Origin of the sequence: Mycobacterium uberis (genome assembly GCF_003408705.1) — a bacterium.
Classification (GTDB): Bacteria; Actinomycetota; Actinomycetes; order Mycobacteriales; family Mycobacteriaceae; genus Mycobacterium; species Mycobacterium uberis.
In genome coordinates, this window is sequence record NZ_QAYL01000020.1 from 1 (window position 1) to 17,689 (window position 17,689).

Consider the following 17,689-nt stretch of genomic DNA (forward strand, 5'->3'; position numbering starts at 1 on the left):
TCTACACACTCATCCACGACGACCGCACCTGGCCACCCGATTCACCCCCGAACACCCAGCCAGCGGCTTGACATCGTCATTGAGAATCCCTCCGTCCCCCAATGGTTGGAGAGTCAGAACACCTCCGATCACTCAAAAATGCAGCAACTCTAAATGTCGGTGTCTTCCGATAGTTTGGTGTTGTGAGTTGAGTTCATTGTGGTGTCGTGGATAGGAAGGTGATCACGGCTGCGTTGGATACGTTGGATACCACGGTACGGGGTAGCGTGGCGGCAGGTTCTTGCATGCGATTGCCGAGTGGACGCGGATCAGCCGTACCGAAGTCTCCCCAACGCATCCGTGATGCCACCGATCTTGGTGAACGGCACGTGATTCACCAGCAAACCATTACCGCCACAGTTAGCGGCCACCACAGCAGCCCAGCGTGCCGAACGACTCGGTGCCGACCAGATCTCGCGGTGATCCACCGGTTCTGCCACCAACTACCCGGCTGGATCGATGCGGCCATCCGTGAACGCGCCAAGGCTGATCCGGCCAAGCAAGACACCCAATACCGGTCCGAACACCTGGCCGGGTTAGCCGATCGTCTCGCCGACTGCCTCAACCCCGACAGGCATCTACACCGACCATGAATCGGGCCCGCCGACGCAGACTAGCCCTAAGCAAAAAGCCGACGGCATGTCGGCGCTACACACCTAGCTGACCCCTGAGGCCCGCACCATACTGAAGGACATGTTAGCCAAACTGGCCGCTCCCGGGATATGTAACCCCACCGATAACACCGCCAAACAAATACCCCCACCACAACCACACAAACACAGACAAAGCGAGTTAAAAGTACTACTGGTCTAATCGGGCGGTCGCGTAGCTCGCAGACGAATGGGGCCACTTGAGCACCGTCGGCCACACGATGATCGAACACGCATGTCAGCATCGCAGTCGGACGCACCATTAGCTCATCGCCAACGGCCACCGGGCGTGGCTTAATTGCTCCGATGCCTAGAACGGCCGCTTCGAGATGGTTGATCACTGGCACACCGTCGTCCACGCCCAGCGCCCCAAAGTTCGACAGAGTAAACGTCGATCCTTGCAGCTCGGCAGGCGTGAGGGTGCCTTCGCGCGCACCGACAATCAATTCAGCTGTCCGAGAAGCGAGTTCACGCGTTGTTTTATCTTGAGCTTCACTAATAACCGGGACCAGCAACCCACGTCTGGTAGCCACACCGAACCCCAGATGCACACCACGATGGACGTGGATGTGCAGCCCTTTCGGCGAGTCGACCCAGGTAGAGTTGAGAATAGTGTTGTGAATCAACGCAATAACCAGCAGCCGCAACGTCAGCACGAACGGGGTGATTTCGTCGCCAGGTATCGACACGAGCAAACGGAACTGATCGCGCAGCCGCAGAAGCTCGGTGCAATCAACTTCAACGCTGACTTTTGCGGCTGGAATTTCACTTTTGCGGCTGGAATTTCTCTGTGGGATAGCGTCATCTTCTCCGCCATCCGGGCCTGCACCCCGAGTACCGGTCGCACCTCAGGCCCGACGCCCGACGCATGAGTAGTCGCCATCACGTCCGCGCGAGTAATCGTCTGGCCAGCGCTGCGCTGTAGCGAAGCAGGATCGACCGACAGATCGTTAGCCAGTTTACGTACAGATGGTGCAGCAAGCGGCCGACTTGACCGTCTGCTGGCATCGGTAGCGGAGTTAGCGCCATAGTCGACCATGGTGGGTACCGCAGCTCCACCATTGAGTGACGCGGACAGCGCCGCTTCGTTCAACGGTGCAGTGTCGATCCGAGCCAGCACCGCACCCACCTTAAGCGCATCTCCTTCCGCGCCGTCCCTTTCAACGATCCGACCAGCATAGGGACTAGGGATTTCGACTTCAGCCTTAGCCGTCTCTACAGTGCACAGCGTCTGGTTAAGCTCCACGCCATCGCCGACGGCGACATTCCAACACGTTAGAGTCACTTCTTCCAGTCCCTCACCGAGGTCGGGGACACGGAAAGATTTGATGCGCTCGTGTGCAAAGTCTGCGCTCACGGCTGCTCCAGTGCACGGTCAACGCAGTCCAGTAGCCGGTCGGGGTCCGGCAGCCATAACTTCTCCAGCCGTGCCGGCGGGTAAGGAGTGTCAAAACCGCATGCGCGGAACACAGGAGCCTCCAGCTGATAAAATAGATCTTCCTGGATACGTGCCGCCAAGCCGGCGCCGTAGCCGAGGCTTCGCGGCCCTTCATACATCACTACACAACGCCCGGTCCGGTGGATGGAGGCGGCGATGGTATCGAAGTCCAGCGGAGCCAGCGACCGGAGGTCGATAACTTCGATATTCCAACCACGTTGCTGCTCAGTCTCTTCCGCAATAGATATCGTGGTACTGACGAGACTGCCATAAGTTATAACGGTTACGTCAGTGCCGGCCCGGCGCACTATCGCCTGCCCGATCGGAGGTTCGGGCCTGCTGGTGTCGACTATTCCGCGACCGCTGGTAGCGGCGTTTTGGCTCCAAGTACATCACCGGGTCCGGGCAGTGGATCGCGTATCGCAGCAGCCAATAGGCATCAGCGGGTGACGACGGGACCACCACCTTCAGGCCCGAGGTATGCGCCCAGTAGGCCTCAGTGGCGTCCGAATGATGTTCGATCGCAACGATGCCACCAAACGATGGGATTCGCACCGTGACCGGCATGTTAACCTCGCCGCGAGTGCGGGTCCGGTACTTTGCCAGATGGCTGACCACCTGGTCGAAGGCCGGGTAGGAAAAGCCGTCGAATTGGATCTCAGGCACTGGGACAAAGCCGCGCAACGCGAGCCCGATGGCGATGCCGATCAGTGCGGACTCGGCCAGCGGTGTGTCGAAGCAGCGCGCCTCGCCAAAGGTGTCGACCAGTCCTTCGGTGATCCAGAATATCCCACCGGCGGTGGAGACGTCCTCGCCAAACACCAATACCCGATCGTCCGCAGCCATTGCGTCATATAGCGCGCGATTGAGCGCCGTCACCATGGTCATCGGCTGTGCACCGAGTACAACATCACCCACTGCCACCGTGAACGTTTCACTCGCGTGCGCCGGAGGATCGGCGATCGACGTCATGCTCGTCCTCCTAACCCAGTTCGATCCAGTTCAGCTCGCAGCTGTTGCCACTGCGCCTGCAGTCCCGGCGTGATTTCGGCGTACACCATGGTGAACACCTCGTCGATATCGAAATTCGGTGCATCGAAAACCGCGTGGTGCAGTTCTGCCCGCATTCGCTTCGACCGAGCGGTTACCCGCTCCTCCAGTCGGCCTGACCACAGGGCCTTCCTCTGTAAGTAAGTGCGGTAACGTGAAATTGGATCCAGAGCGAGCCAATGGTCCACCTCCTCCTGACTCCGGTACCGGGTCGGATCATCGGAAGTGGTGTGCGGACCAATCCAGTAGGTGACCGCCTCAATCAACGTTGGTCCGTCGCCGGCACGGGCCCGCGTGACAGCTTCGGCCGTCACAGCGTAGCACGCCAGCACATCATTGCCATCCACCCGGATGCCGGACATTCCGTAACCGATTGCCTTGTGCACAATAGACGGTGCGGCGGTCTGCTTGGACATCGGCACCGAAATCTCATACTGATTATTCTGCACATAGAACAAGCATGGCGCGCCGAACACCGCCGCGAAATTCAACGCCTCGTGCACGTCGCCTACGCTGGTAGCGCCGTCACCGAGAAAGGCCACCGTCACGGAATCCTCACCTAGCCGTTGCGCGGCCATTGCCGCCCCGACCGCATGCAGAGTCTGAGTGCCGATCGGAATCGACATCGGAGCACAACATTTCTTGGTGAATCCCAGCCCGCCATGCCAAGTTCCGCGCCAAGCAGCGCCCACATGCCCGGGTGGGATACCGCGCACGAGATAGACCCCCAACTCACAGTATTGGGGAAACAGCCAGTCAGTTTTGCGCAGACAGGCCGCAGCACCTACCTGTGCGGCTTCCTGACCACGACAGGATGCGAACAGTGCCAACTCACCTTGATGCTTCAGTGTTGACAAACTCAACGTCGAGTTCTCGTGTGACCACCATCAGCTCGTAGAGCCAACACAATGTCTCGGCGGGAAGATCGCCATTATAGCGACATTCGGCCGTCGACATCCCATCTGGACCGATAAGTCGCACCGGCTCAAGGTCGACAGTCATCGGCATCAGAGAACCCCTGCCATACCGCCTCCTCGGCCTAAAGCCACCCCACGGTCACACAGTTGGCAAATGTCGATCATGCGGTAGCCGATCATCAACCAGCTAAGTTCCGTCTTTAACCTTTAACGCGAGTGCATAGCACGAGTATAATACTCATTAGACACTCGAGTATGGAAGGATTGGGCTCATCCGGACAATGTGCAGAACGTGTCGCAGGTGAAATTAACAATCACCCCAAGGTAGGCTTGCCCCGCAGCACCATCATTTCCGCGTGCTTGAGCACCGGCGAGTCAACCATCTGTCCTTCGAACGCGAACACTCCACGCTCGGTTTTGGCCGCTGCCAATACCCGCCGCGCCCAGGCCAACTTCTCCTCGCTGGGCTGATAGGCCTTGCGCACCAAAGAGATCTGGCTCGGATGGATACAGGCAGTCGCATTGAAACCCGCCGCTACGGCGTCGTCGGCTTCCGCCCGCAGACCGTCAATATCGTGGATGTCCAAATGCACGGCGTCGAGCGCGATCCGATCGAACGCAGATGCCGTAAGCAAGATAGTCGACCTGACATGGCGTGCCACATCCCGATAACGGCCGTCAGCCCACCGACTGGAGTTGCCACCCAAGGTAGCGATAAGGTCCTCGGCGCGCCACATCATCCCGACCGTACCTTCGGCCGCGGCGATTTCGGCTGCCAACACAGCACCCCGCGCAGTCTCAACCAGCGCGATAACGTCGCGTGGTGCGAGTGCGGCCACTTGTGTTGCCGATTCAGTTTTAGCTAGCATCACTGTTGAATAAGCCGTATAGGACAAGGCTTCCAGATCACGGGCTTGCTCGTCGTCGCCAGTAGCGTTGATCCGCACCACCGTCCGCTCGGGGTCGAGCGGAGTGTCCCGCAGTGCTTTACGGGCAGCGGGCTTCTCCACCTGCGCCACACCATCTTCGAGGTCCAAGATCACCACATCGGCGACAGCGGCGGCCTTGGCGAAACGTTCAGGTCGATCGGCCGGGCAAAACAACCAACCTGGGCCGACGGCACGCAGGTTCATCGGACCTCCTGCGCCGGCCGCCTTTGCGCGAGCGTCGTGCGCACTGCTCGCACAACGATGTCATCGTGTTGGTTGCGCGCGGTGTGCTCGAAATTAACGATACCCTTGCCGGGTCGGCCCTTCGATTCGCATTTGCCGGTGCATGCCGCCTCTGCATACGAGGTGTCCCCATGGAAGATAGGCTTGGGGAACGAAACCTCGGAAAAACCTAGATTGGCCACGACGGTGCCCAGCGTCAACTGTGCAACCGACAACCAGACCAACGTCGAGAGGGTAAACATCGAGTCCACCAACCGTTCATCCCAAAAACCCGGCTGCTTGCCTGCCCACGCCGCATCACGATGCAACGACTGGACGTTCATCGTCAGCGTGGTGAACAGCACATTGTCAGCTTCGATAACCATGCGGTCGAATCGATACAGGTACATCTTAATCAATATTGAACTCCTCGAACCACAACCCCCGCTGAACAACTGACTTGTTTCCTTGCTCCTGGGCAATCACCGCAGTCCCAGCGATCGCACAATGAGTATTCAGTTACATCTCAGTGGTACCTTCACCGATCTCGAGGATCTTGCCATCTCGATAATGACGGGCTACCAGATACTCGTTCATGAAGCCATAGCCACCATGGATCTAAGTTACGTCATAAGTGTTGTCCATTGCCGCCTCCGACGCAGTCATCTTTATGATCAGTGCCTTCTCCTTAAAATGATTGGTTGCCAACATCTCTCCGAAAGCATTGTAGTAAGCGGTGCGAACAACGTGCGCACATGTTTCCATTCACGCTACCTTGAAGCTGATCGCCTTGTAAGAGTTGATCGGCTGGACGAACGACTGGCGCTCCTTGGCGTACTTGACACTCTCGTCGACGCACCCTTACGTCACCTTAGTAATCAATGCGACCCTTATCCAAAATGGACAGGAAGTTCACATGCCTGCTCCCGTGCTGGCTTAGCAGGTTCTCATCCGGAACGTACACGTTGACGAATGTCAATGGGTAGATATCCACAACGTTCCAACCGACCTTGTCGTAAACTGGCTCTACAGTGAATCCCATTGGGCTGCTTAGCATGATGATCGTCGAAATTTCTTTTAACCATCAACTCGGATTCCGGTAGCCGTTACCAGCGAAGTAATATCAGTGCGGGAGTTGATGATGAATTGCTTGGTGCCATTAATTACCCACTCGCTGTTTTCTAGACAGGCCATAGCGCGAGTGCCGTCGGCGTCCGAGTCGGACCCCGGTCCGATGAGTCCGAAACCAGCCAACACTCGACCGGCGACCAGGTCGGGAAGTCACGTGTTTTTCCGCCCTTCAGTACCGAATCGGTAAATCGACATAGCCCCCCAGACTTGCCGCTGCTTCCAGCGTAATAGCCACCGACTGGTCAACTTTGCCGAGCTCCTCGAGCGCCACCGCCAGTGCGACATAGTCACCACCCATGCCGACGCATTCCTTGAGGAACGACAACCTGAACAGCACCATCTCACCCATCTTGGCGACCATCTCGTATGGAAAGCTATACTCTTCATCGCGTTTAGCCGAAATTGGGGCGACCACGGCTCGCGCGAAATCAACCACCGTGTCGCGAGAATCCTGGTATTCCGTTCGCTGTTTCCCACCGTAATGGTTATCGCCATGATCCTCTAATACTTGCTCTCTGCAGGCTCTTCGGAAACCGAGATTAACCTAGCCAACACCTGTTCGACAATCACTTGGCCACTGGCGGACACCAAACACCTCAATGTGGCCCGAAACTGAAGTGGACAATATCACGTACAGCGGACATCGCACGAGCTATACACTTGTGGAAAGAATTTCGCCATAGCCGACCTGCACCGTGTCGGTCTCAGGTAACCTGTACACTGACACCGTCTCACCACGCAGTGCAGTTTGCATCGCGGTGCGCACCGGCAGCTGCGCAAAGTCAGCGAATCACTCGTCCAGCAAGGCAGTATCCAAATCTCCGGCACACATCCGGTCATCTGTGAGCAAAAACCGGAGAACTCAATATTGATCTGCACACCCAGAAACGCCTTCCACATCAACGTCTTATCGCAGTCGGCCCCATGTGCGATCACCTTGCTCAGCATCAGGTTATAGTCACTGTCAATTACGATGCCAGACAGCAATGAGGAATCCATCCATACACCGGTTGCCCGAAGGTTTGAGCACATCCAGCACCCGCCCATATCGGTAAGCAGAAATCCTCCGCCGGAATCCTCAGCGTGCACTCGTGCTTCGATAGCATGCCTGCTCAACGTGACGTCGTCCTGCCCGAACGGCAGCTTCTCGCCAGCCTCCACCCGAATCTGCCACTCGACGAGGTCCAGTACGGTGATCACCTCAGCAACAGGATGCTCCACCTGCAGGCGGTGTAGCAGACCGCCGCACCGATCTGCGCGCACGTAGCGATGTCCAACAACGAAGACGGCGCCTCCTCGATGACTTTCCCGTGGCGCCGTTGCAGGCTGCACTCACGCTCACCGAGATGCACAACGTTGGAATGGCTGTCGACCAATACCTAAACCTTAACGTTCCTGGTCCATAATACGAATCGCTCCAGGAATAGCGCGTCTTCGCCGAACAAGGACACAGCCTCCCGCCGCGCTCCTAGCAGCGCCTCGGGTAGAAACACCGGGTCCGCCACCAGCCGCATATCCCTGCCCCGCCATCCGTGAATGGCTCGATCGACACCGGATAGCCGACCTCATCGGCAGCGGCGACCATTTCGTCGTCGGTGACCCCGGGCTGGGTCACCCCGCGCACTACCGGTACCCCGAAAACGACGACCGCGTTCTTGGTGGTGATCTTGTCCACCATCGCCTCGATGGCACGCGTCGATACACCGACGAACACTACTCTGACATGTTCGTATGCTGCGAAGAAATCCGCATTTTAGAAATACAATCCGTAGCCGAGGTGGATCGCCTGAGCTCTGGTGCTCACCGCGGCCTCAACCACGCGACTGATGTCGAGGTAACTTGCCCATACCCCAACAGCACCGCTGCATCAACCTCGAGCACATGTCAGGCACCGGCATTTGGAGTCATTGTACACGACGATCGATCGAATACCCAGCCGACGCAATATCCGGATCATCCGAACGGCAATCTCACCGCGGTTGGCCACTAACACAGTGTCAAACATTACCGTCACGTTCGAAAGACGCCTTAGCAGAACGGTTCCAGCGGCACGTCGACACACACCGCAAGAGTAAGCCCTACAATTGCTCTGGTATCTGCCGAGTCGATGATGCCGTTGTCTCGCAAACGAGCTATGTGAATAGTATAAGTTGCCCTGGTCCCCGTACTGCGCACGAATCAGCGCCTTAAAGGCCTCCACCTCGTCGGTTGGCCAAGGTGCACCGGTCGCCGCAAGTTGCTCGCCGCGCACGGTCGCCAGCACGGACACGGCAGGCTCGCCACCCATAACCGAGATCCACGCATCGAACCACATCAACAAGAACCGAGGTGAGTGTAGAGCAGTTGCCCGCACCGTACGATCCACCGACAATAACGGTCAGTTTGGGCATCCGAGCACAGGCCACGACGTCCACCATCTTGGCGCCATGCTTGGCAATGCCGCCGGCCTCGTAGTCCCAGCCGATCACGAGGCCGGCGGTTTTTCGCAAGAACAGCAGTGGAATCTTGTGCTTGTCACACAGCTCGATGAAATGCGCTCCCTTAAGCGTTTATTCGCTAAACAGCACGCCGTTGTTGGCGACAATCCCAACCGGATTATCGTGGATATACACGAAGGCGGTCATCAACACCTTGCTGTATTTGGCCTTGCAATCGCTGAATTCGCTACCGCCGACTAGCAGCACGGTCACCTTGCGCACATCTTAAGGCACCCATGGAGCCGGAGGTACAACGTCATACAGCACAGTCTGTGCATGGTTAAGCTCAGCGGGACGACTTACCTCCTATCAGGCAGGGTCGAGCGGGCTGACGGTGGCGGCGATAGCACGTACGATCCACAGCACTTCCTCCTCGTCTTCGGCGAGGTGGTCGATTACACTGGGCACTCGCGAGTGCAGGTCACCGCCGCCGAGTTCCTCGGCCGTAACGATTTCGCCGGTAGTGACCCTGGCCAGTGGCGGACCAGCGAGACAGGTCATGCCCTGCTCGCGAACGATGACTACCTCGTCGCTCATCACCGGCACGTAAGCTACGCCCGGCCATACACAAGCCGAGAACCGCCTCCATCTGGTGTAATCTCCTTGGTGCTCATCGTCGCCTGGTTGTAGAAGATCTGGCCGAAACGTTCGCGGTCCGGCAACACCTCGCCTTGGTGCGGCAGGAAGGCGCCGCCGGAGTCCACCAGGTAGATACACAGCAGCCGATTCTGCAGCGCAACCTCCTGCGCACGCAGGTGCTTCTTGAATCTTCATGGGATAATTAGATGTCGTTCTTAACCGTTGCATCGTTGGCGGCGACCACACACTCACGCTGCGCTACCTGACCGATCTCGGTGATAAGCCTCTCACCTAGTACTTCGTCGCCGTACATACCACCCGCAACCAGCGAAGCCAACTCCAAAAACGGGCTACCCGGATCTAGCGGCCAATTCACCCGTCCGAGGAGGAGCAGCTTGCCGCGGCTGATGCGTTGTTCCCGTGCGCGTTTCGTTGCCACCCAGGATCGCAGCGTCAAGTGTGTCATCCAATTCCGCTACCAGCCAGCGGTGCTCGTCGACGGACGACGGTACAGCGATCGTCACCGCCAGGTCACCAGATCCGAAAACACCAGGGGTAGTTGATTCTTCGCGATGAATTAATCGACCGATACGTCAAGGGAGGTTTCAATCAGGTACAGGCCTTGGCACAAACGTCGATGGCCGCGAGATGAGTGGCGATGTGGTTCACACAGTGCGCATAAATCAGCGGCAAGATGCACCATTCCACGACCTTGGGAGTACCGTCCTTGAGGCGTGCCCCACTACCACAAGCACCTTGCGGACGTTGCGCACCAGGTCCATCACGCTGCCCACACCCTTGACCATCTTGCCCGGGGGATCATCCAGTTCGCGAGTTCGTCGGTGACCGAGACTTGCATAGTCCCAAATACTGCGATGTCAAGGTGTCCACCACGGATGATTACAAATGAGGACGAGGAGGAGAAAAACACAACCTTCGACAGGGTGGTGGCCGTCTCCTTGCCCGCGTTAATCAGATCGGCGTCAACATCCTCGCGCCGAGAGTATGGTCCGACACCCAGGATCCCCTTCTCAAAATACAAGACGACGTACATGCCGTCGGGTAGGTGATTCGGGATCAACGTGGGTATACCGATACCAAAGTTGACGCAGTGACCGTCCTCGAACTTCATTGCAACCCGGGCGGCCATCTCATCTCTGGTCTACGTCATTTAACGCACCGTCTCCTTACTCAATCCGCTTGACGGGATTGGGCACGTGCACGATCCGATGCACATAGATTCCCGCCGTGTGCAACGCGGCAAGGGCGATCTCTCCAGCCTCGACGAGATGCTCGACCTCAGCGATGGTGATCCGCCCCATACCAGCTCATTCCGGGTTGAAGTTAGCGATGGACTCCCAATAACACCAAATTGCCGTACCGGTCGCCTTCCAGGCGTACACCAGGTGGAAAATTAGTGCAGCCTGCCGGCTCGAGAACACTAGGTGGCGCCGTCGAACTCACGGGTTTCCTCGGCAGGCGACACCACCGCTACCACACTTAAGGCGTCGTAGCGTCACGGCAGCTCGTCATTGGCGATTTCATTGCCGACACCAGCCGGCATATAAGCCGGTATCCCCATCCCACCGGCACACAGACGCTCCGCCAGGGTGCCCTGGGGAGCAGCCTCCACCTCGAGTGCACCGGCTAGGAGTTAGCGAACGAACTCCCTGTTCTCACCCACGTACGACGAGATGGCCCGGCAAATTCTCTTGTGCTGTATAAGGAGTCCGAGACCAACGCCGTCGACATCGCAATTGTTCAACACCGTTTCCAAGTCGCGGACCCCGCTGTCAACCACCGCCGCAGCAAGTATTTCAAGAATACCGCAGAGCCCGAATCCCGCACCACCAGTGACAACCCGTCAGTTATGTCCGCGATCGCCTCCGGCAGCGGTAGCCACCATGTTGTCCATTACCGCAGAGTCTCTTCACCGCCGAGGCGGTCTATGCCCAGTCAAATTAATTTTAACTTAGCTAGACTAGGTAGTATCATTGCCAATGTGGTGCGTCTAGTAAGCTGACCCGTGCAAAACTCACGCAACGCCTCGATGGTCAAACTCGGGGCCCCATGACGTAGAGCTTGACCACGGCCATCAGCTCCTCACTACGTCTTTCGTCAGGCACCTTGGTGACGTGGCCGTCGACGATATCGGTATGCTGTATGGAAATTTCTGGATCTCGCACAGCGAGATGTTCTCGCCGCCACGAACCATGATGTCCTTGATTCGGCCAGTGATCTCGACGTACCCACATGCATCCATGGTGGCCAGATCTCTGGTGCGCATCCGGCCGTCCGCATCGAACACTTCGGTGATCTGCTCCGGATCATTCCAATACCCGGTCATTGTTGAATAACCCTATGTGCAGAACTCGCCGGATACGCTGTGAGTCACCGTTTCATCGATGACCGGATCCACCACCGTGATCTCCTGATGAGGAACCAACCGGCCAACGGTGCCCATGCACCGCACCAGTAAGTCGTCCATCCGGGCCTGCGTGGACGCTGACGAAGTCTTGGCCATCTCATGGCAGATCGAGACACCCGGCATGCATATGTTCTTGATCACCTTGCGCACCACCTCGACCGGGCAGGGCGAACCCGCTATAACCCCGATGCGCAGGCTGTCCAGCTCGTAGTCAGCGAACGCCAGCAGACCCGGCTCGGCGATGAACATCGTTGGTCACAATGCACCACCTGCAGAGTTATTGTTAGAGCCAAAGCCAGGCGCCGAAATTGTCATACAGGCGCTGTAGCTAGTGTCCCCATATCACCATGCCGAAACAGTACATAGAAGAGCCACCAGGATAAAGATCCCGTCGTACGCGATGTACTCGAGCGACTCGCCCACCAGATAGCCGTCGTTAAGAATGTTGCGGTGGCTCAGCGTGACAACTTTCGGATACATCTTAGTGTTAGAAGTGTATTGGACGTTGATGGGATCGCTGTTTCGCAATTTCGCCGCAATCTGCTTCAGCACAGTTAAATCGGCCTCCGCGCCAGCCAGTTCGTCCCAGCGATCGCTGCCCACGAACACTACGTCGGATAGGCCGAGACAATGTGGCGCCACCGCGGCCAGCATTTTGGTGTAGTCCGAGGTCCTGAAATCGGGGGCAACGATCACCATCGCAACTCCGGATTGCGTTAGTGCGTAGTCCAATTCACGTGCTCGGTAAGCAGCGTTTAGGGTCACCAAGGACCGCGTCAATCTGGGCGGTCACACACTAGGCTAGCATTCCCTCCCATCGGTTCTGCGCTTAAGACGCCAACCTGATCGTCCGGCCAAACCAGCCCCGTCGCCAGTCGGCGTACGGCGGTCAGCAATTCTGTGTAACGCCATCGTCGCCCAGCCCAGACACTAACCAGCACATTCCTGCGTGCGTATTTGGCGACCGTATCGGCCAAGCTTGCGCCGATAGTCGTCTCAAGCAGTCGACACTTGCTCTGACCTCGGTCACAAAAGTAGGGACATGACACGGTGGATCGCAGTCCATGGCTACTGGCACGATTCCCGTAAAGTGAATAGCCAATAACCCCCGTTACGTTAGTGACAATTAACCGAAGTGTCCAGTGCGAGTTGCGGATGGAGGCCGTCATGACGGCGCCTACACTAGACGGCCAGCCCGGGCCTCCCGAAACACCAGATCGCCGAAGCCAGCTGAAGTCTGGCCGACGCCTGCAACCCCTGTCCGCCGCCGAACGGCTCTTCGCTGAACGTGGTTTCCTCGCGGTGCCGCTAGAAGACAGCGGCGCCGCCGCCGAGGTCAGCGGTCCGGCCATCTATCGACACTTTCCCAACAAGAAGTCACTGCTGGTCGAGACCAGCGCCCGACTGCTTGCCGGCGCTCGTGATGCGAACGTGGCACTAGACGGCCTCATCGATTTTCACCTCGACTTTGCACTGGGCAAACCCCACTTAATTCGTATTCAAGACCGAGATCTTGTCTACCTGCCCACTGTCGCCGCACGGCAGGTGCGCAAGGCGCAGCGACAGTACGTGGAGGTGTGGGTGGCTGTACTGCGCCAGCTAAACCCGAAGCTTGCTGAAGCTAACGCTTGGTTGGCGGCGCACGCTGTATTAAGCGTGCTGAACTCGACGCTGTACAGCATGAAATCCCTAGGTAATTCGCGCGCCAAGCCATCCAGCGCGGAACGGTTCGGCGCCATCATGCGAACGATGACTGTTGCCGTGCTAGTAGCCGTAGACCTGCACAATGCGTGACCGACTGAACCCGGTTCGGGTACAACCTCGATATCGACGACAAGGCCGGTAACAACTGCCATACGTCGAATGCCAGATCCAGGTACCCTGCATCCCATGAGGTTGAGGTGGGCATGAACGATCCACGCCGGCCTGAGTGGCTTAGTCCCAGTTTAACCGGGTCTGGACCGATCGAGCCGCAAGATCGCCAATATCCGCCGTTCAACGATCCGGCCTATGCCGAACAAGCGCCCTACGCACCTGCGTACGGAGCCCCGCTTCCGCCCCGGACGCCAAACCGGACTCAACAGTTGCCGCGATATTGGCAGCAAGACCGACCCTCACTGACCGACATACCTCCAGAGAGGCTGGCTCCCCCACCACCGTACGGGCCGAAATCACCGCACTGGTTGTTGTGGGTCGCTGCGGGCACGTCCGTTGTGCTGGCAGTCGGGTTAGTCATTACGCTAGTAATCACGAACAGCGCAATTAAAACACAGATGGCCGTCCCGCCGTTACCCGCCATGTCCGAGTCAAGCTTGGCCACCCCGACACCAACCACCGAAACGTCGCCCACACCCACCGCTGTACCGACTACCAGCCCTGGTACTACCGCACCAACCACCACGCCACCCGCAATACTGGACGTTGTCTACAGTGTCACTGGCCAAGGCCGGGCTATTAGTGTCACGTACATGGATACCGACGACATCATGCAGACCGAGTTCAACGTGGTACTGCCGTGGAGCAAACAGGTCAGCCTGTCCAAGTCAGCTGTCCATCCGGCAAGTGTCACGATCGTCAACATCGGCCACGATGTCACCTGCTCAGTCACGGTGGCCGGAGTTCAAGTACGCCAGCACACTGGGGTAGGTCTGACAATCTGCGATGCCCCCCGCTAAGACGTAGTAGGTTCGACGCATGGCGACCCGCTACACCCGACTCGGCTGCACGTGCGACCGGCCGGCCTACTAGGACGACTCAACCGCAGCCGCTTTGTGCCGCGTTGGGACGCGCACCACCAGCATTCCCAGGAGCCCGGCCAGCAGCACCACCGAAATTCCACCCAGGCCGGCCCGGACAGCGCCGAAACTGTCGACAAATACAGAGAAAAGCCACGGCGCCACGAACGACGCCGCCCGCCCCGTCATTGTGTAGAGGCCGAATGCTACACCTTCCCTGCCGGACTGCGCCATATGTAGTAACAGAGCGCGCGACGACGACTGCGACGGTCCGATGAACAGACACAGCACTAATCCGCAAATCCAGAAAACGAGGGGGCCGGAAAGCATCATCAAGATCAGGGCCGTGACGATAATCGCAATCAGCGACCCCACGATAACTCGCTTGGACCCGATCCGGTGGTCAACGAACCCGCCGAGCACCGCCCCGACTGCGGCCACCACGCTGGCAGCCATGCCAAACACTAACACATTGGCTTGTAAAATCCCATAGGCGTTGACGCCGAGCACAGCGCCGAAGGCAAATGTCGCCGCCAAACCGTCTCGGAAGAGCGCACTGGCCACCAGAAAGTAGACCAGGTTGCGGTCGTGTCGCCATTCCGCAGAGACTGCCGACCAAAGCTTACGATAGCCACCCAGCATGCTCGTTGGGTGAGACATTTCATCCAACGAGGGTAGTCGGTGTGCCGTTAACAGCAGTGGCAAAGCCAACAACACCAGCCATGTCGCGGCCAGCAGCATCGCCGCGCGTACGTAGATTCCGTCGTGAGTGGGCAGGTGTAACAGCCCGCGCAACTCACCGGTGCCGGAAATGAAACCTAGGTAGATCAGCACTAACAAGACGACGCTTCCGACATATCCCGACGCCAAACCCAAACCGGAAATCCGGCCGGCTGTCGCCGGCGTCGACAACTGACGCAGCATTGCGTTGTACGGGACGCTGGCCAGATCACTGCATGCCGCTGTTCCCGCCAGCAGCACCAATCCGGCCCAAAGGTAACCAGGTTGGTCGCGTATAAAGCTCATCGCGCAGGTAAGCGTCACCGCAAGACCAGTCAGCACGCCCAGCGTTACCCGCCGACGACGCGGAGATTCCACCCATACGCCGACGGCCGGCGCCAGCACTGCGATAGTCAACCCGGCAACGGCCCCTGCGCGACCCAACCAACTCGCCGATGAGGTACCGCCGGGCATGCCTACGCCCACGCTGCTGGTCAGGTACACTGCGAAAACGAAGGTCGCCACGATGGCGTTCAGGCCAGTCGAACCGCAGTCCCACATCGCCCACGCTACAACCCGCGACCGCGCCAAGGTACCCGCGCCCGACTCTGGCTGATTCATGTCCAGCACTTTACGGTGAATGCACCCCGCTGCACTCGGCTCCACCGCGCCTGCGATCGCTGTGTGTCTACCATTGGCGCATGCCGATACCCGCCCCCAGCCCCGACGCACGTGCCGTTGTGACCGGAGCATCACAGAACATCGGCGAAGCGCTAGCCACCGAACTTGCCGCGCGTGGACACAGTCTAATCGTCACCGCGCGACGCAAGGATGTGCTCACCGGCCTGGCCGTCCGTTTGGCCAACAAATATCGTGTCTCGGTCGAAGTGCGACCGGCCGATCTCGCCGACGCATCTGAACGAGCGAAACTGACCGATGAACTGGCCGCACGGCCCATCTCGATCCTGTGCGCCAATGCAGGTACCGCAACTTTCGGTCCGGTTTCTGCACTCGACCCAGCAGGTGAAAAAGCTCGAGTGCAGCTGAATGCCGTAGCGGTGCACGACCTTACGTTGGCAGTACTGCCGGGCATGATCGAGCGCAAGGCCGGCGGGATATTGATCTCCGGCTCGGCCGCCGGTAATGCACCGATCCCCTACAACGCCACTTATGCCGCTACCAAAGCGTTCGCGAACACCTTCAGTGAATCGCTACGTGGTGAACTGCACGACTCCGGCGTGCACGTCACGTTGCTGGCACCGGGACCGGTGCGCACCAAACTGCCCGATCCGGCCGAAGCATCGCTCGTGGAAAAACTGGTACCTGACTTCCTCTGGATCTCAACGGAGCACACCGCACGGCTGTCATTGAATGCCTTGGAGCGCAACAAGATGCGCGTTGTCCCGGGCGTAACGTCGAAAGCCATGTCGGTGGTGAGTGGGTACACACCACGCGCCATAATAGCGCCGATCACGGGCAGCTTCTATAAGAAACTCGGCAGCGGGTAGGCGTTATTTGGGTGGCGTCCGGTACCGAACAAGCTGCGAATGAATTCGTGTATGACGGTTATGAGGGCGCTCTTCACGGTCGGATTACTCAGCACTTGTTCCCAAATGACTGAGCGGTGAGTTTTAACGGGCGTGAGTATGGATAGCAAGTCAATCTCGTCCAGCCAAGGCCGGGGGTCGTACTTCCCGCACGGTGATTTCTATAGTGGCAGTTCTTTCGGTTTGAGCACTTTAGGTTCTGACGTCTGCTGAACGTCCGACCCTGTTTAGCCTGCGTCGAGTTGAATTTAGCTGCAGCGGCAATTTCGTCGGTGCTGATGACAGCCATCAACGACCGCGGCATCCGCATACGCGTCCACACCATCGGTGTCGGTGTGCCTTTCTCGGGCAGTAACCGTGACGACGGCCTCACCGATTTCCAACGATGCTAACCGCTAACTCCAAGTCGTAGAGATCGGTCCCCGAATAGGTGTGCACGGTCTTGGCCAGTTACTTCTGGTCATCCGGGTGAACGCCCGTAGAGCGGGCTGGACGCAGGAGACCAACTGGGACAACATGTCATTGGGTAGGCCCGTGGGCAACTGGGCGCATAAGGAATACCTTGACGCCCTTGGAGCGAATCAGCTTGACAGTCAGCTCGACCTACTCGACGAACATTTTCAAGATGTCAGTGAACAACTTTATGACCTTCGCAAACAATGTCCGATCTTCTGCCCACCCTGGTCTGGTGTTGTGTGGTTTTGTTTTATGTGGGGTGTGGTGGTGTGGGTTGTGGTGTGGGTCGATGGGTTGTGTGAGTTGATCTACTGTGTGGATGTTCTGGTAGCCGTGAGTCCGTCGGTAAAGCGGGTGGTGTTGTGAGTTGT

The 17,689-nt window shown here is 58.1% G+C and carries 14 protein-coding genes and 10 pseudogenes; 5 read left to right on the forward strand and 19 right to left on the reverse strand.

From position 1 onward, the window contains the following. Positions 1 to 308: 308 nt before the first annotated feature. Positions 309 to 479 (reverse strand): hypothetical protein, encoded by a 171-nt coding sequence (locus tag MUBE_RS15970; RefSeq protein ID WP_165849657.1) that lies wholly within the window; start codon positions 477 to 479, stop codon positions 309 to 311. Here MUBE_RS15970 and MUBE_RS20435 point away from each other — a divergent pair. After that, positions 459 to 632: a DUF222 domain-containing protein gene (locus MUBE_RS20435; RefSeq protein ID WP_165849658.1), complete on the forward strand. Its 174-nt coding sequence runs from the start codon at positions 459 to 461 to the stop codon at positions 630 to 632. The genes MUBE_RS15970 and MUBE_RS20435 overlap by 21 nt on opposite strands. A 227-nt stretch (positions 633 to 859) precedes the next feature. Here MUBE_RS20435 and MUBE_RS11185 read toward each other — a convergent pair. From MUBE_RS11185 to MUBE_RS18235, 16 genes and pseudogenes are all read right to left on the reverse strand, one after another. Further along, positions 860 to 2,046 (reverse strand): annotated as a pseudogene (locus MUBE_RS11185) (dihydrolipoamide acetyltransferase family protein); the annotation flags it as partial. After that, positions 2,043 to 3,099 (reverse strand): annotated as a pseudogene (bkdB, locus tag MUBE_RS11190) (3-methyl-2-oxobutanoate dehydrogenase subunit beta). The pseudogenes MUBE_RS11185 and bkdB, both read right to left, overlap by 4 nt. Further along, positions 3,096 to 4,185 (reverse strand): annotated as a pseudogene (locus MUBE_RS11195) (thiamine pyrophosphate-dependent dehydrogenase E1 component subunit alpha). The pseudogenes bkdB and MUBE_RS11195 overlap by 4 nt, the downstream one beginning before the upstream one ends. A 223-nt stretch (positions 4,186 to 4,408) precedes the next feature. Continuing rightward, positions 4,409 to 5,227 (reverse strand): HpcH/HpaI aldolase/citrate lyase family protein, encoded by an 819-nt coding sequence (locus tag MUBE_RS11200; RefSeq protein ID WP_116540584.1) that lies wholly within the window; start codon positions 5,225 to 5,227, stop codon positions 4,409 to 4,411. Continuing rightward, a pseudogene (locus MUBE_RS11205) lies at positions 5,224 to 5,764 on the reverse strand (MaoC family dehydratase). The gene MUBE_RS11200 and the pseudogene MUBE_RS11205 overlap by 4 nt, the downstream one beginning before the upstream one ends. After that, positions 5,765 to 6,812 (reverse strand): annotated as a pseudogene (locus MUBE_RS11210) (acyl-CoA dehydrogenase family protein). 191 nt (positions 6,813 to 7,003) lie between these two features. Beyond that, a complete protein-coding gene (locus MUBE_RS19075; RefSeq protein WP_279386721.1) occupies positions 7,004 to 7,597 on the reverse strand; it encodes a biotin carboxylase domain-containing protein in 594 nt (197 codons plus the stop codon). After that, a complete protein-coding gene (locus MUBE_RS19080; protein WP_279386722.1) occupies positions 7,573 to 7,752 on the reverse strand; it encodes an ATP-binding protein in 180 nt (59 codons plus the stop codon). The genes MUBE_RS19075 and MUBE_RS19080 overlap by 25 nt, the downstream gene beginning before the upstream one ends. Positions 7,753 to 7,844: 92 nt before the next feature. Further along, entirely contained in the window at positions 7,845 to 8,090 is a 246-nt protein-coding gene (locus MUBE_RS19085) for an ATP-binding protein (RefSeq protein ID WP_279386723.1), read from the reverse strand. Positions 8,091 to 8,129: 39 nt separating this feature from the next. Next, positions 8,130 to 8,381: pseudogene (locus MUBE_RS18220) on the reverse strand (biotin carboxylase N-terminal domain-containing protein). Between the two features lie 23 nt (positions 8,382 to 8,404). Beyond that, positions 8,405 to 9,956 (reverse strand): annotated as a pseudogene (locus tag MUBE_RS11220) (carboxyl transferase domain-containing protein). Between the two features lie 53 nt (positions 9,957 to 10,009). Then, a pseudogene (locus MUBE_RS19515) lies at positions 10,010 to 10,582 on the reverse strand (CoA-transferase). Between the two features lie 37 nt (positions 10,583 to 10,619). Beyond that, positions 10,620 to 11,347: pseudogene (locus MUBE_RS11230) on the reverse strand (CoA transferase subunit A). A gap of 180 nt (positions 11,348 to 11,527) precedes the next feature. Further along, complete coding sequence (locus MUBE_RS18225) at positions 11,528 to 11,779, reverse strand: AMP-binding protein (RefSeq protein ID WP_243633011.1); 252 nt, start codon at positions 11,777 to 11,779, stop codon at positions 11,528 to 11,530. 12 nt (positions 11,780 to 11,791) lie between these two features. After that, complete coding sequence (locus MUBE_RS18230; protein ID WP_243633012.1) at positions 11,792 to 12,109, reverse strand: AMP-binding protein; 318 nt, start codon at positions 12,107 to 12,109, stop codon at positions 11,792 to 11,794. 93 nt (positions 12,110 to 12,202) lie between these two features. Continuing rightward, on the reverse strand, positions 12,203 to 12,625 hold the full coding sequence (locus MUBE_RS18235) for an AMP-binding protein (protein ID WP_243633013.1): 423 nt from the start codon (positions 12,623 to 12,625) through the stop codon (positions 12,203 to 12,205). A gap of 402 nt (positions 12,626 to 13,027) precedes the next feature. Between MUBE_RS18235 and MUBE_RS11240 the strand changes: the two genes are divergently transcribed. Further along, positions 13,028 to 13,654: a TetR/AcrR family transcriptional regulator gene (locus tag MUBE_RS11240; protein WP_116540586.1), complete on the forward strand. Its 627-nt coding sequence runs from the start codon at positions 13,028 to 13,030 to the stop codon at positions 13,652 to 13,654. Positions 13,655 to 13,767: 113 nt separating this feature from the next. Beyond that, on the forward strand, positions 13,768 to 14,535 hold the full coding sequence (locus MUBE_RS11245; RefSeq protein ID WP_116540589.1) for an MmpS family transport accessory protein: 768 nt from the start codon (positions 13,768 to 13,770) through the stop codon (positions 14,533 to 14,535). A gap of 69 nt (positions 14,536 to 14,604) precedes the next feature. Here MUBE_RS11245 and MUBE_RS11250 read toward each other — a convergent pair whose 3' ends face one another. Continuing rightward, positions 14,605 to 15,936 carry an MFS transporter gene (locus MUBE_RS11250; RefSeq protein WP_116540588.1) on the reverse strand — a complete coding sequence of 444 codons (1,332 nt, stop codon included), beginning with the start codon at positions 15,934 to 15,936 and terminating at the stop codon, positions 14,605 to 14,607. Between the two features lie 80 nt (positions 15,937 to 16,016). On the opposite strand from MUBE_RS11250, the gene cmrA reads away from it, so the two are divergent. After that, positions 16,017 to 16,823 (forward strand): mycolate reductase, encoded by an 807-nt coding sequence (gene cmrA, locus MUBE_RS11255; RefSeq protein WP_116540587.1) that lies wholly within the window; start codon positions 16,017 to 16,019, stop codon positions 16,821 to 16,823. Positions 16,824 to 17,076: 253 nt separating this feature from the next. Here the strand turns inward: cmrA and MUBE_RS20440 are convergent. Beyond that, positions 17,077 to 17,501, reverse strand: a pseudogene (locus tag MUBE_RS20440) (helicase HerA-like domain-containing protein); the annotation flags it as partial. 54 nt (positions 17,502 to 17,555) lie between these two features. Here MUBE_RS20440 and MUBE_RS20445 point away from each other — a divergent pair. Further along, a complete protein-coding gene (locus MUBE_RS20445; RefSeq protein ID WP_424399091.1) occupies positions 17,556 to 17,684 on the forward strand; it encodes a hypothetical protein in 129 nt (42 codons plus the stop codon). Positions 17,685 to 17,689: the final 5 nt, after the last annotated feature.

Excerpts from the sequence above, each read along its gene's own strand:
- MUBE_RS11200 (WP_116540584.1), bottom strand. The coding sequence starts at position 5,227 with ATGAACCTGCGTGCCGTCGGCCCAGGTTGGTTGTTTTGCCCGGCCGAT.
- MUBE_RS18225 (WP_243633011.1), bottom strand. The coding sequence starts at position 11,779 with ATGACCGGGTATTGGAATGATCCGGAGCAGATCACCGAAGTGTTCGAT.
- MUBE_RS18230 (WP_243633012.1), bottom strand. The coding sequence starts at position 12,109 with ATGTTCATCGCCGAGCCGGGTCTGCTGGCGTTCGCTGACTACGAGCTG.
- MUBE_RS11240 (WP_116540586.1), top strand. The coding sequence starts at position 13,028 with ATGACGGCGCCTACACTAGACGGCCAGCCCGGGCCTCCCGAAACACCA.
- MUBE_RS11245 (WP_116540589.1), top strand. The coding sequence starts at position 13,768 with ATGAACGATCCACGCCGGCCTGAGTGGCTTAGTCCCAGTTTAACCGGG.
- MUBE_RS11250 (WP_116540588.1), bottom strand. The coding sequence starts at position 15,936 with ATGAATCAGCCAGAGTCGGGCGCGGGTACCTTGGCGCGGTCGCGGGTT.
- cmrA (WP_116540587.1), top strand. The coding sequence starts at position 16,017 with ATGCCGATACCCGCCCCCAGCCCCGACGCACGTGCCGTTGTGACCGGA.